The 13,908-nt window shown below is 31.6% G+C and carries 12 protein-coding genes and 1 pseudogene; 12 read left to right on the top strand and 1 reads right to left on the bottom strand.

The window, feature by feature from the left end; genetic code table 11:
- Window positions 1-144: 144 nt before the first annotated feature.
- The 10 genes and pseudogenes from AC1DJR_RS05500 to AC1DJR_RS05455 all read left to right on the top strand — a co-directional run bounded on the left by AC1DJR_RS05500 (window position 145) and on the right by AC1DJR_RS05455 (window position 10,550).
- Window positions 145-1,452 (top strand): nucleotide sugar dehydrogenase, encoded by a 1,308-nt coding sequence (locus tag AC1DJR_RS05500; protein ID WP_477002178.1) that lies wholly within the window; start codon window positions 145-147, stop codon window positions 1,450-1,452.
- Window positions 1,433-2,299 (top strand): annotated as a pseudogene (locus tag AC1DJR_RS05495) (DegT/DnrJ/EryC1/StrS family aminotransferase); the annotation flags it as partial. The gene AC1DJR_RS05500 and the pseudogene AC1DJR_RS05495, both read left to right, overlap by 20 nt.
- A gap of 6 nt (window positions 2,300-2,305) precedes the next feature.
- Window positions 2,306-3,229, top strand: coding sequence for an NAD-dependent epimerase/dehydratase family protein (locus tag AC1DJR_RS05490; protein WP_016096897.1), 924 nt, complete (start codon window positions 2,306-2,308; stop codon window positions 3,227-3,229).
- On the top strand, window positions 3,204-4,445 hold the full coding sequence (locus AC1DJR_RS05485; protein WP_215586249.1) for an aminotransferase class V-fold PLP-dependent enzyme: 1,242 nt from the start codon (window positions 3,204-3,206) through the stop codon (window positions 4,443-4,445). The genes AC1DJR_RS05490 and AC1DJR_RS05485 overlap by 26 nt, the downstream gene beginning before the upstream one ends.
- Before the next feature lie 11 nt (window positions 4,446-4,456).
- Window positions 4,457-5,338, top strand: coding sequence for a GNAT family N-acetyltransferase (locus AC1DJR_RS05480; RefSeq protein WP_215589361.1), 882 nt, complete (start codon window positions 4,457-4,459; stop codon window positions 5,336-5,338).
- 3 nt (window positions 5,339-5,341) lie between these two features.
- On the top strand, window positions 5,342-6,031 hold the full coding sequence (locus AC1DJR_RS05475) for a WbqC family protein (protein ID WP_215561393.1): 690 nt from the start codon (window positions 5,342-5,344) through the stop codon (window positions 6,029-6,031).
- 6 nt (window positions 6,032-6,037) lie between these two features.
- On the top strand, window positions 6,038-6,715 hold the full coding sequence (locus AC1DJR_RS05470; RefSeq protein ID WP_477002177.1) for a PIG-L deacetylase family protein: 678 nt from the start codon (window positions 6,038-6,040) through the stop codon (window positions 6,713-6,715).
- A gap of 11 nt (window positions 6,716-6,726) precedes the next feature.
- The gene (locus AC1DJR_RS05465) at window positions 6,727-7,662 is read left to right on the top strand and encodes an apurinic/apyrimidinic endonuclease family protein (RefSeq protein ID WP_201055276.1); all 936 of its coding nucleotides are present in this window, start codon (window positions 6,727-6,729) and stop codon (window positions 7,660-7,662) included.
- 131 nt (window positions 7,663-7,793) lie between these two features.
- Window positions 7,794-9,167 (top strand): M28 family metallopeptidase, encoded by a 1,374-nt coding sequence (locus AC1DJR_RS05460; protein WP_477002176.1) that lies wholly within the window; start codon window positions 7,794-7,796, stop codon window positions 9,165-9,167.
- 108 nt (window positions 9,168-9,275) lie between these two features.
- On the top strand, window positions 9,276-10,550 hold the full coding sequence (locus AC1DJR_RS05455; protein WP_477002175.1) for an MDR family MFS transporter: 1,275 nt from the start codon (window positions 9,276-9,278) through the stop codon (window positions 10,548-10,550).
- Window positions 10,551-10,729: 179 nt separating this feature from the next.
- Here the strand turns inward: AC1DJR_RS05455 and AC1DJR_RS05450 are convergent, their stop codons facing one another.
- Entirely contained in the window at window positions 10,730-11,197 is a 468-nt protein-coding gene (locus tag AC1DJR_RS05450) for an RsfA family transcriptional regulator (protein ID WP_477002174.1), read from the bottom strand.
- A gap of 425 nt (window positions 11,198-11,622) precedes the next feature.
- Here AC1DJR_RS05450 and AC1DJR_RS05445 point away from each other — a divergent pair, with 425 nt between their 5' ends.
- Entirely contained in the window at window positions 11,623-13,263 is a 1,641-nt protein-coding gene (locus tag AC1DJR_RS05445) for a S8 family peptidase (protein ID WP_429687443.1), read from the top strand.
- Window positions 13,264-13,691: 428 nt separating this feature from the next.
- Window positions 13,692-13,908 (top strand): YxeA family protein (locus AC1DJR_RS05440; RefSeq protein ID WP_477002173.1); only part of this gene is annotated, 217 nt, incomplete at its 3' end.

Below are 13,908 nucleotides of genomic sequence, written 5' to 3'. Positions count from 1 at the left end.
ATCTTATTAGGAGGAATGATAGTATTAATAATTTAGTTTGTTCCATTGTTTAATAATTTACGTGCATCTATGGGCTTTCATAACGCGCAATTATCTATTACTGGTAAGAATTTTGATATTAAATTTCTGGGGAAGTGATAAGTAATGGTCACTGTATTAAATAATGAAATTAAAAAATCATTAGTTGAAAAAATTGTGAATAAAAGTGCGTGTATTGGGTATATTGGTCTGGGATATGTTGGACTACCATCGGCTCTTAAATGTTTAGAAGCAGGTTATGAGGTAAGAGGATTCGATAAAAACTCAGCTAAAATAGAAAAATTAGAATGTGGAACAAGTTATATCAGTGATATACAGGATACCGAAATCCAAGATGCTTTACATACAAATAGGTTTTTTATTAGTACAGAAATGAAATATATAAATGAATGTGATGTTGTTGTTATATGTGTTCCTACTCCTTTAGAAAAAGATAGTAAACAACCAGATTTAACATATATTCATTCAGCAGTTAATGAAATAGTCAAGTACATTAGAAAGGGTACATTAGTCATTCTAGAAAGTACTACTTATCCAGGTACAACAAGAGAAGAGATTTTATATAAATTAGAACATGAAACCAATTTTGAAATTGGTACAGATATTTTTGTAGCATATTCTCCAGAGAGGATTGACCCTGCGAATAAATCATTTTCAATCCAAGATATTATTAAAATTGTGGGTGGAGTTACACCTAATTGTACAGATTGTGCTGCAGCCTTTTACAGTAACCTAATTAATGGGATTCATAAGGTCAGTAGTCCAGAAGTGGCAGAGACAGCGAAGTTATTAGAAAACACTTACCGTTTTATAAATATTGCTTTTATTAATGAAATGACACAAATATGTAATGAATTAAACATTAATATTTGGGAAGTAATTGATGCCTCTGGGACTAAGCCGTTTGGATTTCAAAAATTCTATCCAGGTCCTGGTGTAGGAGGACATTGTATTCCAATTGATCCTATATATTTTAAGTGGATTGCAAATAATAAAGATTTGGCAACAAGAATGATTGATGTAGCACAAGAGATTAACGAAAACATGCCAAATTATATTATTAAAAGGGCATTACAGTTACTACAAGATGAAGATGGAAAGAATGTTCTTATGATTGGCGTAGCATATAAGAAAAATGTTAATGATGCTAGAGAATCGTCAGCTTTGGATATTATGAATGGTTTAATGCTAGAAGGGTATAACGTCGATTACCATGATCCATTTATTGAGGAGCTAATTGTGGACAATCATAATGTGAAAAAATCTATCGATTTAACTATGAATGCATTAAATAAATACCATTTAATTATTGTTCATACGGATCATGATTGTATTAATTTTGATTTGTTCAATGAGGCAAATTGCTTAATTTTAGATACAAGAAACATATTTAGTATTTGTAGACATAGATGAAGAGGATTTATGTCTTGACCTCCATGATGTTAAAAGAAAAATCACTAAAAAAACTAAAGCCATTATTGCAGTTCATTTTGCTGGATACCCAGCCAAATTAAAAGAACTTCAAAAGATATGTAAAGAACACGGGTTATTTCTGATAGAGGATGCGGCTCATGCATTAGGAACTAAGTATGATGATACTTTGATTGGTACACATGGAGATATTATTTGTTTTAGTTTTTATGCTACTAAAAATATAACAACAGGTGAAGGTGGAGCGTTAGTCACTAAAAATGAGGAGATTGCTGAAAAAGCTAGATTATATGGTTGGCATGGCATCACCAAGAATGCATGGAATCGTTATGGCGAAAAAGGAAGTTGGCGTTATGATGTTCTATTACCTGGATTTAAGTATAACATGATGGATCTACAAGCTAGCTTAGGTATTAGTCAGTTAAAAAGAGCTGATGAAATGATTGAAAAACGAAAGAGAATAGCGGAAATATACCAGGAAGAATTAAAAGAAATCCAAGAGTATATAACATTACCTAACTATGTAAACAATCCAAGTATAAAACATGCATGGCATTTATTTGTTATAAAGATTAATCCTAATTCTCCTATCAGTAGAGATCAGATGATTCAAGAAATGAAAAAGAGAAATATTGGGCTGAGTGTTCACTTTATTCCCGTTCATATGCATCCATATTATCAAGAGAGATTTAATGTACATTTACCCAAAACAGAAGAAGTATTTGATCAAATTATTTCATTACCATTGTATAGTGCACTTACAGAAAATGAGGTTGAACATATCGTTACATCTTTAAAAAGTTTATACCAATTAAAGGTAGGGAGGTAAATATTTATGAAGATAGGAGTTATTGGTGGCGGTGGATTTATTGGTAAACATGTTACAAAGGAGTTAATAGCAAGAGGTTATGAAGTAATTATATTTGATAAATTTAAACCAAGTATTGATGTTCCTTTTGAAGAAATTGATATCTTAGATATTGCGACATTAAGAGAAAAGCTTATTAATGTGGATGGGGTCATACATTTAGCTGCATTAGTAGGTGTTGATAATTGCCGTTCAAATGAAGAAGATGTAGTAAGGGTGAATTTTGAAGGCACGAAAAATATTGTAGAAGTTTGTATAGAAAATGGAATAGATAAGTTATTATTTTCTTCTAGTTCCGAGGTGTATGGGGATGGTGTGAGTGTTCCGTTTAAAGAAAATGATGTCAAAATTCCCAAATCAGCTTATGGAAAAGCTAAATTAATGTCAGAAGATTTTTTGAAAGAATATGCTAATAATAGTTTTAAAGTCAGAGTGGTACGTTATTTTAATGTATACGGTTCACAACAAAATGATAACTTTGTGATTTCTAAGTTTTTAAAACAAACTCATAACGGCGAAAATATTACTATTTATGGGGACGGACAGCAAATTAGATGCTTTAGTTATATTAGCGATATTGTTAACGGAACTATATTAGCATTTGAATATGAAGGAGAGAATTTTGCTGATTTTAATATAGGAAATAACAAGCCTATATCTATGGAGGAATTAGCGGGAAAAATCAATGAGTTAATGGGAAACAAAAGTGAAATTGAATTTCTTAATTTAGGAGATGAGGGAGTAAGAGATTCTAACATAGAAATATTCAGAAGAATCCCTTCAATAGAAAAAGCTCAATTATTATTAAACTATCAACCAGTTATTTCATTAAATAAAGGGTTAGAGATAATAATAGAGGAGAAATATGGAAACACAGTATCTATATCCTAAAAACCCAAAAAAAATTAAGTATCCAATATATCCTTCTTTTTGGAGTATATTTGATCATATATATTTTTTGAAAAGTATATATAGATCCAATCATTCTAATCTAAAAGAGAGTTTACAAACTCTCTACCCTAATTCCGAAATTATATTAACTAATAGTGGTTCGTCGGCATTAGTAGCAGGGTTAAAGTATCTAAAGATAAAAAAAGAGGATGAAGTAATTTTATCAAATTTTAATTGTCCTAATGTAATAGAGGCTGTATTAACAGTAGGAGCAAAACCTGTATTAATTGATTTGACTACTGATTACTCACTTTCTCTTAATAAAATAAAAAAATACTCAAATGAAAATACAAGAGCAATTATTCTTACACATGTGTATGGATGTCATGAAGATTTAGAGGTTATTAATTGGGCCAGAGACAATCATATTTATATAATTGATGATGCAGCACAAGCAATGTTCTCTTATCAAAACGAAAAATTAATTGGTAGTTTAGGTGACATTGGAATTTTAAGTTTTGGGGGAACTAAACCCATTCCAAGTATAGGAGGAGGAGCATTACTTCTTAATCGTACGGTAAATGACTTGTGTGATATGGATGAAGAAAAGAAAGAAGAAGTGCTTTTAGATTATAAAAACCACCTGAAAACGCAATTAGCTTTAAGAATTAAGAAGAGTAGGCTACTGAGTTTATTTACTGATTATTGGGAAAAGTCAGGGATTCTTCCTTCTTATAATGATAGCAAATTGGATTCTTTGCCAGAGGAAACGGAAGTTATATATCCAAAAACAATGTCCACATTACGCTCATTGCTAATTGATAAACACTTAAAGAGAACGAAAAAGATTTTAGAAATTAATATATGTAATGCCAGTTTGTGTTATACGATGCTGCAATCAATTGAAGAAAAGTACGGGGTAAAGATTATATTTTCAGCTCAGAATGTTTATTTGAACTATTTCACTATTATTTTCAAAGAACCCTCTGATAGATATGAGTGTTCCGTATATCTGGCGGAAAAAGGAATACAAACTTGTTGGAATTATCTACCTCTAGGTGAAATCCCTATCTTTTCCAATTATGCTACAGAGTCAAAAAATATAGAATTTTTATGGTCTAGAGTATTATCAATACCTTTTAAATATCCTTTAAGGAAAAAAGACCTTAAGTATATATGTAGTCAAATTCTAATATATTTAGAGAAAAAGAAGTAAAAGGTGATTATATGGAAATCGAAATATGTACTGATGCCCAATATTGGGATACTTGTATGGAAGAATATAATGGTTCCGTATTCCATTGTTATGAATGGGGAAAATTAATGGAATTATTACCTGGTGTTCAATTTTTTCCAGTATTAATAAAAACAAGGGGTACAGTAGTTTTATCTCCTATATATGTACAGGATGGTAGGGTGCTGGGAAGTTTAATTGGTTATGGAGGCCCTGTAATCATTGGCCAAGATAAAATAGATTTTGCATTTTATGAATCGATAATAAATAGGAAGTTTGAGAATAAAATTCAAAAACTTTTATTACCTAGAACCATAAATCCTTTTCAAAGTTATAGTGATGAAAAGTGGGAGTATAAAGAAACTTATATATTAGATCTACCAAATGATTTTGAGAATTTATGGACATCGTGTTCAGGAAAAGCTAGGACAAGTGTTAGATATGCACGTAAACAGAATGTTGAAATTCGGCCTATAGCTTTAGAAGAATTAGATGAATTTTACAATTTATATCAGGAACATAATAACAGTATAGGAGCGAGTTACTCATTTAGTAGAGAATTTTTTTATCATTTATTTGTTAATTTAAAAGAAAGAATTCTTTTCTTAGGAGCATTCTTAGAAGAAGAACTAATTAGTTCCAGCATATTTATAATGGATAAACAAGTTTTATATTACTGGATTAATATTAATAATACTAAAGGGAAAAATACACAATCTTCATATTTGCTACTAAATGATGCGTTTGAATTAGCAATTCATAATAAATTAAAGTATGCGGATTTAGGATATTCGCATAATAAAGGAATTGCTAGACCTAAGATATACTGGGGAGCAGCTTTGAAAAAATGTTTTTGTTTAAAAGAGAGGATTTAAACTATGATTATTAGTGGCCACCAACCAAGTTATTTACCTTGGTATGGTTTTTTTGAAAAAATTCATAAATCGGATGTGTTTGTATTTCATGATATAGCACAATTTGAAAAGAAAGGTTTTTTAAATAGAAATCGTATTAAAACTTCCCAAGGAGTATCCTGGTTAACGGTTCCGATGCAAATGAAAAATTATAAAGAAATCCCATTGAATAAGTTAAAGATAGATAATACACAAGATTGGGAGAGAAAGCATTGGAAGACAGTAAGAATTAATTACTCTAATGCGCCCTATTTCAATGTATACAAGGATTATCTAGAGGGTTTTTATTCAGAAAAATGGGACAATCTTAACAGTCTAAATATGAATTTTATTCATTTTATTATTCGAGAATTAAATATTGATACGGAATTATATTATGCATCAGAGCTAGAGGGTATTACAGGGAAAAAAAGTGATTTTGTACTAGAGCTTTGTCAAAAGTTTAATGCCAGTACTTATTATTCTGGAAGTTTAGGTCAAGATTATTTAATAGAAAGTGATTTTGAGCATGAAAATATAGAAATCATGTACCAAAGAATAAGAGAGTATTCTTATCCACAGTTATTTGGTGAGTTTATACCGCATTTATCTATGCTAGATGTTTTGTTAAATTGTGGTCCAGAGGAAACAGAAAAATTAATTAAAGGAGTTTAAAATCATATGAATGTACTAGTATTTGYTGCACACCCGGATGATGAAATTATTGGTGTTGGTGGAACAATAGCAAAACACGTGGAACAAGGTGATGATGTACATGTTGTAATCCTTGCAGAGGGGAAATCTTCGAGATCTAAAGAATACAGAGAACTAGATTTAGAGGTTAAGAGCCTGTCTTATAAAGAAACGGAGGGGGCATGTACTACACTTGGTGTAACAAGTTTTGCGAGGTTAGATTTTCCTGATAATCGTCTTGATACATTGCCATTACTAGATGTTGTAAAAGAAATTGAAGAGCACATTAATAAAATAAACCCTACGATTATTTATACTCAATATGGTGGAGATATAAATATCGATCATACTGTTGTTTATAGAGCAGTGATGACAGCTACACGACCTCTACCAAATAGTAATGTTAAATGGGTGTTTGCATATGAAACCTTATCTTCTACTGAGTGGAATTATAATGAGAAAGATAAGTTTCTTCCTAATTATTTCGTAAATATTGAAGAACATTTGGAGACAAAATTAAATGCGATGAAACATTATGAATCGGAGTTAAGGGAATTTCCTCACCCACGTTCAATAGAAGCAATGAAGCACAATGCTTTTGTATGGGGAGCAAAGTCAGGATATAAAGCGGCTGAAGCATTTATGTTAGTAAGAGGAACATGGTAGGTGAAGAGAATATGCTAATACCACAGGTACCATTCTTTGGATTAGATAGCAAACAAATTGATTTAAAATGGGTTGAACAAGGTTATGGATTAGAAGCAAATATTTTTGATGGAGAATCTTTACATGATAAGTCATATACAACAAAGTTTTCAGATGTACTTTCTTTTGTTCAAACACTTAATCCATCTTTATTAACCTTGCATTTTCCAACTGATAATGCAGACTATTTAAATAGTGAATTTATAAAAAAACAGTTATATGAGTTTATTAATCTTGCTATAAAATATAACGCAGCAGGTATAACAGTTCATGCTAATCAATTTATGAACATAGCAGAATTTCAAAAGTATAATCTTATTGATAATAGAAAAAGAATTATAGAGTTCTTTAAAATGATAGATGAGGAAATAAAAGGAACCAATATATGGATAGGTGTTGAAAACTTACCCATCATTGGAAACTTAGGTGATGACTTTGATCCTATATTTGTATACCCAGAAGATTTTAATGACTTGGTAAATTTAGATTTATCTAATGTTGGAATAACGTGGGATATATGCCATTGGTCTATCACTTATCTTACACGTCTAGGTATTTCTAAATTATTAAGACAAGAGGAAATTGAGTATAAAGACTTTCATAAGTATATAAATTTAATGGATCATATCAAACATTTACATTTTAGTTCTTTTAAACATTTGACGATTCCTTATAGTGAGGTACGCTGCTTTGAGGGAGAAAGTCCGACTAATGGTTCTATTAATGAAAATTTATTACATGAAACTTTATTAAAAGTAAATAATCAAGTTTCAAGTAGAAATATAGGAATTGTATTCGAAGTACAGGAGACTGATTACACAAATAGAGTGAAATCATGGGAGACTCTTAATTGGTTCCAAAAGAATATTACTGGCATACAAGCAAACTCGAATTTTTTAAAGATATAAAAAGAGTTACTGCTTTAATATCATAACAAGTAATTTGAGTTAGAGATGATTTTAATGAACCTTTTCTTCTAAATAAGTATGTTAGGAGGGAAGGTTTTACTATTAATGTTTCCTAATAAAAGGGAGGACAAATGAAAAAATTAACTATTATCCAAAAAAACATTGTAAGTTTTGGAATTCTATTTCTTTTCTTTTTTAGTAATCCATATGGAGAACCAGTAAAAGTAAATGCTATGGTTAATAATAATCTGTATTCTCCTGTGACAGAACAAGTTCGTGCTAATCGTGCCATTGAGCATATACGTTTTCTTTCTGAAAAAATTGGTCCACGGCCAAGTGGGACTATGCAAGAACATAGAGCAGCTAAATACATTGGAGATACATTGCAGAAATTAGGATATGAGGTTGAGTATCAAGCATTCCCTGTACCTGATCAATATATTGGAAGTATTTCTTTTAGTATGTATGGGGAAAAAGATTGGCAGGTTGGGGCAGCATCTAATGCATTTATATCTACAAATCCAGTGGTTGGCTCGGTAGTTTTTATAGGAAAAGAAACCAATATTAATAGTTTATCTGAGTCGATCCATGGGAAGATAGTATTATTAGAACAAGCCGATACTATTGAAAAATATAATGAACAGGTTGAGAATGTAGCGATAAAGGGAGCAAAGGGTGTGTTGTTATATAGTACGATTGGGGATAGAGGGAACTATGGAGAAGCTTTTAATCCAGTTTTAAAAAAGAAACAATCGATACCTGTATTTGGGCTTGCCTATAATCAGGGGATTAGAATGAAAGAAAAGGTATTACATAATCACAATGTAGTCAGTTTAAAGGCAAAGCAAGAAGTAAATTTGCGCTCATTAAATGTTATTGCGAAAAAAAAGCCTAAACATACGACAGGTGATGAGGAAGTAACAATAATGAGTGCTCATTATGATAGTGTTATTGGGGCACCTGGAGCAAACGATAATGCTTCTGGAGTAGGGCTTTTATTAGAGTTGGCTTACAATTTTAAGGATATAGAGACTAATAAAGAAATTCAATTTATTGCTTTTGGAGCGGAAGAAAATGAATCTTTAGGAGCTTATCATTATGTTAATCAGTTATCTGCTAAAGACAAAACACGTATTCGAGGAGTGTTTAATGCAGATATGATTGCAACAAGTTATCATCAGGCTAAGGATTTATATGCAATGACGTTAGATGGCTCTCAAAATGAAGTAACAAATACTGCTGTAGCTACTAGTAAAGAATTGAGGAAATCGGTTGTGTTAACTGGAAAGTTTGATTCTAGTGATCATGTACCATTTAATCAAGCTGGAATTCCCTCTGCTTTATTTATATGGATGGATGTAGAGAGTTGGGAGCCTCTTATTTATCATGTTGAAAGGGTTTTCCATACACCTCAAGATACCGTTTTAGAGAACATCTCGGCTCAACGTATGCAAGATGCACTGGAGATTATTGGTACGAGTTTATATTATTTTATCAAAAGATAAGTATTTTTATGAATTGGTAGCTTATTTTGCTAAATTTAGATTTTGGTAAAAGTGTTATAAAGCTCTTTACGTAATAAAAAATATACAGTGAGCATAGGTGAGGTATATATGAGAAGTACATGGAAAGAGTTCAAGGGGATGGACCTTAATGTATGGATTCGCTTTATTGGAGAAGCTTTAAATGGTATTGCAATGATGATGTTAATGCCATTTTTCGCATTATATTTAAAGGATAAAGTAGATTCTTTGCTTGAGGTAGGTGTGATCATAGCTTTATCTCCAATTGCAGCAAGTATAGGCTCGTTAATTGGAGGACATATAGCAGATACTTATGGCCGGAAACCAACTATGGTACTCTCTATGGCCAGTAATGGGTTATTAATGCTGTTTTTTTTGTTCATAGATGGTTTTATAGCATATGCAATCTTATCTATCGGTTTAGGGTTATGTAACTCTTTTTTTGAACCAGCCGCATCTGCAATGGTTACGGATGTAACAGAACCAGAAAAAAGAACTGAGGCATATGGATTACTTAGAATGGCTCATAATATAGGAGCAGCGATAGGTCCTATAATTGGCGCAGCAGTTGTAGTTGTATCAAAAGATGTCATCTTTTTGATTACTTCTGGAACCATGCTGTTTTATACAATATTAATGGTACTGTTTTTAAAGGAAACAAAACCTAAAAATGTCATGATACATGAAGAAACACCTGAAAATTCAATAAGATCCACATTAAGAGTTGTTATAAGGGATAGGATATTACTTTTCTATATAGTTACAGGAATCATTATATTTATGGGATTCTCGCAATCGGAAGGTATGTTACCGCTTCATTTTAGTAATGAGAAGACAATGATTTTTGGAAATAGTAATCCATTTCCATATTTAATGACGTTAAATGGCCTATTAGTTGTTTTTTTTCAATTTCCCATTTCAAAATGGTTAACTTACAAATCGATTGGGAAATCAATGCTATATGGCGCAATTCTTTTTGGTATTGGTCTTTTGGCAATAGGATGGTTACCAAAGTGGTTTCAAGTAATAAACACAAACGATTTAGTTATTTTAGTTTCATTATTAATAGCTTATACAGTTTATACTTTAGGAGAAATGATTATGTCACCTGTCCAAATGACTTTCGTTGCTAATTTAGCTCCAGAACATTTGAGGGGTACTTATATGGGAGCCGCTAATCTGCAGTGGATTACAGGTAATATATTAGGGCCTCTTTTAGGCGGTTTGTTACTGGAGCATCTTCTAGGGCATATATTATTTACAATCTTAGGTGTGGGATGTGTTATGTCTGGATTTGTTTACTTATTATTAGATAAACTTGTTGAGAATAGAAGTAAACAGATACCTATAAAACAAACATCTTAATTTTAAAAGTGTTATCAAGTTGAAAAAAATTTCTATTTTATGAATTAAGTAAAGCGCACGTTTATTAACAATAAACGTGCGCTTTGCTTATTATCATTTATAATGTATTGAAATTAATTCATACATAGTAACTTTGACAGGCTACGGTTTTAATATGATAAAAATTAATTTGATTCTTCTTAGTCGACTACAATCAGATTTCTTGTCTTATCGATATGGTTAATTAACATACGATACTCTTCTTCGTATGTAGTTAACCGTTGGAGAAGGGATTTATTCTCTGCCGTTAAATATTCAATTTGCTGTTGTAAATCGTTCACTTCACTCACTGCTTTATAATTTTGTAGAAAGATAATAATGTCATCTAATGTAATAGATAAAGAGCTTGTTTCTTTTGTTTGTTGGAWGGGGGACTTGTTATTTCCAGTTTTTTGATTTTGTTTAGCCTGTTGTATTTCTTCTTCGTATTGTTTTCGTACGCATGAGTTCCAACGAAATCCGCAAGCAGCAGGTGTCCTAGCTAATTGCTTAGCTACCTCTTTAAATGCAGCTAATTGTGTTCCACCGTCACGAATATTTTGAAGTACTATTGTTGCGAGAAGTGAATCGTTATCGTTAGTCCAGGAATCTTGTCTTGAAATTACCATTTTTCAATCCTCCTTATATGCCTTTAATTACATATATGCAATTACTTAAAATGATAGAAGCCCAACTTCTCTTAAAATGTAAAGGTTTTATACTTAAATAAGAGATCGGTTTAATATGAGGAGAATAAGACTCATATTAAAATAATTAGGAGTAAGTTGATAGAGGTATACACTCTTTAAAATGCGAAATTGCATAAAAAATAAGGTTGACTATTTATTATAGCTGTAACTATAATAGTTACAGCTATGCAACTAAAGTAATAGATTTGATGGCATGAACTAGTTGTATTAATGATATATAAGTGAATATTAAAAAATGAATGGAGTTGAAAATATAACCCTAAATATAAGACACTTGTATGAAAAAGAAGTTAGGTAATCTATAGTTTTTTATAATCATATATAAATTAAAAGAGGTGCACGATTTGAAAATTTTTAAGGGAATTCTAGTTTCTTCAATTGCATTAACAGCATTTAATGGGGTGGGCGGACTACTCCCAAGTGAAAAATCAGAAGTTGCCTACGCAGCTAGTTACGATTATTCAAATAAGCAATTGAATTCTATTGTACATAAGCAAGTTACTAAACAATTAATTTTGAAATTTAAAAATGAAGCAAATTTGCCATATCAGGATGGGATAGAAAAATTCATTAAAGAAGAAAAACAAGACCCTGAATTAATTGGAATTTTAGCCGAATATCAAAATGTAACTATAAATCGACTTTTTAGTTCTTTAAATCCTAAAGAAATTAAAAATCTAGGTAAAGAAATAAAAGACTCTGATCATATTTCTTCTAATTTGCTAAACTATTATATTGTAGAAACCCAAGGTGATATTGATGTACAAGCATTGCTTGTAAAATTTGAGAAATCATCTCTTGTTGAAACGGCATATTTACAGGAAGAAGAAGCTCCACCTGAAGAGCGTTTATCCAATTTATCAGTTAATCCATATGATGAACCTAGACTTACAAGGCAAGGTTACCTTGAACCAGCACCATTAGGAATCAATGCACCTTATGCCTGGAGTATAAAAGGTGGAGATGGAAAAGGAACAACTTTTGTAGATATGGAGTATGGCTGGTTATTTAGTCATGAAGATTTAGTGAATCAGAAGATCGAATTGATGTCCGGACAGAACAAGAGTGAACACCATGATCATGGTACCTCAGTCTTAGGAATTGTTTCTGCAGAAGATAATAACATAGGTGGAATTGGGATTGCACCAAAAGCTAAGGTAAAGGTTGTATCTCAGATTAGAGACAACGGTAGGTATAATACAGCTGATGCTATATTAAGTGCGGTTAACAATATGCAAGCTGGAGATATTCTTTTATTAGAAGCTCAAGCAACTTATGAAGGATATGGAGATAAGAACTATCTTCCTGTAGAAGTAAAACCGGATATATTTGATGCAATTCGTCTGGGAACAAATAAGGGAATTATTATTATTGAAGCAGGTGCAAACGGCGGAAATGACTTGGATCAATTTAGAGACCGTAATGGTAAACAAGTTTTAAATCGTAATAGCCCTGATTTCAAAGATTCAGGGGCGATTATGGTTGGAGCAGCTTCTGCAAGGGTCCCTCATAAACGTTCATATTTCTCTAATTATGGTAGTAGGGTAGATGTATATGGATGGGGGAATGCAGTGGATACAACAGATGCTAAACCACGTGAATTTATGACAAATCTATATACTTCTAGCTTTAGTGGAACATCTAGTGCATCACCTATCATTGCTGGTGCTGCTGCATCAATTCAAGGAATTACAAAAACTAATCAGGGAAAAGTATATACACCAAGCCAGCTTAGAGATATTTTAAGTGATCCTAGTACAGGAACGAAATCCAATGATCCAGCCTCTGATAAAATTGGTGTTTTACCTGATTTAAAAGCCATTGTATCTAAACTTGGCTTTTCGCCAAACTTAAGCAATGATTCTTCCATTGTATTTCCAGAGGAACAAGAAATAAATAAAGGGAATGAAGGAACTACTATTACATTCCCGAAAGAGGATTCCGCTAATAGTGAAGGGAACTCTAACTTCATTTTCCCAGAATAATTGTAGAAATACTTTCTATTTAGTATAAAGGAATCTTATGTAACTAGTTGCTTATGATACTAGTGAGATAGGCTCTTATGTGTAATAGCATAAGAGCCTGTTTGTTGTACTTTTAACTAAAAGAGAAAAATGCTTTAATCAATTTTTTCAAAATGACTTCTATTTATTTTTATAAGAGTTCACATAATTGTTAGCTCCTTTTTTAGCATATACGTTTAAGTTGTTATAAACCGTATCAGTGCTTAAGTGATACTTTCATCCCATGCCTAAAGGCGGACTAAAGTCCGATATGAGCTTCCCCACATCGCGAAATCTGTAAATGATATTTATGATCTTACAAAAGCGTAATGTTAGTGTCACATAAATGAATTTTGCTATTAAGAAGATTAGGATATAATTTTTGTGAAAAGAGATGTGAGGTGAATAATATGAAACGAATTATGCTTATGTGTAGTGTTGTTGTTTTCTTTACAGTATTATTAACAGGTTGTAACTTAAACCGTCTTGGTACAGATACATATTATGTGCAAATTACCAAGGATGGTGAACAATTAAAAGAGAAAAATGTAAATGGGGATACGACTTACCAATATACATTACCTGGATTTGATAAGGATGGCGAAAAGAAAGAAATGGAGTTTACAG

Source organism: Bacillus sp. 05T31 (assembly GCF_056396725.1).
Note: the sequence above shows the minus strand (reverse complement) of the source record. Positions and strands in the feature narration are given on the sequence as shown.

Excerpts from the sequence above, each read along its gene's own strand:
- AC1DJR_RS05455 (WP_477002175.1), top strand. The coding sequence starts at position 9,276 with ATGAGAAGTACATGGAAAGAGTTCAAGGGGATGGACCTTAATGTATGG.
- AC1DJR_RS05465 (WP_201055276.1), top strand. The coding sequence starts at position 6,727 with ATGCTAATACCACAGGTACCATTCTTTGGATTAGATAGCAAACAAATT.
- AC1DJR_RS05490 (WP_016096897.1), top strand. The coding sequence starts at position 2,306 with ATGAAGATAGGAGTTATTGGTGGCGGTGGATTTATTGGTAAACATGTT.
- AC1DJR_RS05500 (WP_477002178.1), top strand. The coding sequence starts at position 145 with ATGGTCACTGTATTAAATAATGAAATTAAAAAATCATTAGTTGAAAAA.
- AC1DJR_RS05485 (WP_215586249.1), top strand. The coding sequence starts at position 3,204 with ATGGAAACACAGTATCTATATCCTAAAAACCCAAAAAAAATTAAGTAT.
- AC1DJR_RS05460 (WP_477002176.1), top strand. The coding sequence starts at position 7,794 with ATGAAAAAATTAACTATTATCCAAAAAAACATTGTAAGTTTTGGAATT.
- AC1DJR_RS05475 (WP_215561393.1), top strand. The coding sequence starts at position 5,342 with ATGATTATTAGTGGCCACCAACCAAGTTATTTACCTTGGTATGGTTTT.
- AC1DJR_RS05480 (WP_215589361.1), top strand. The coding sequence starts at position 4,457 with ATGGAAATCGAAATATGTACTGATGCCCAATATTGGGATACTTGTATG.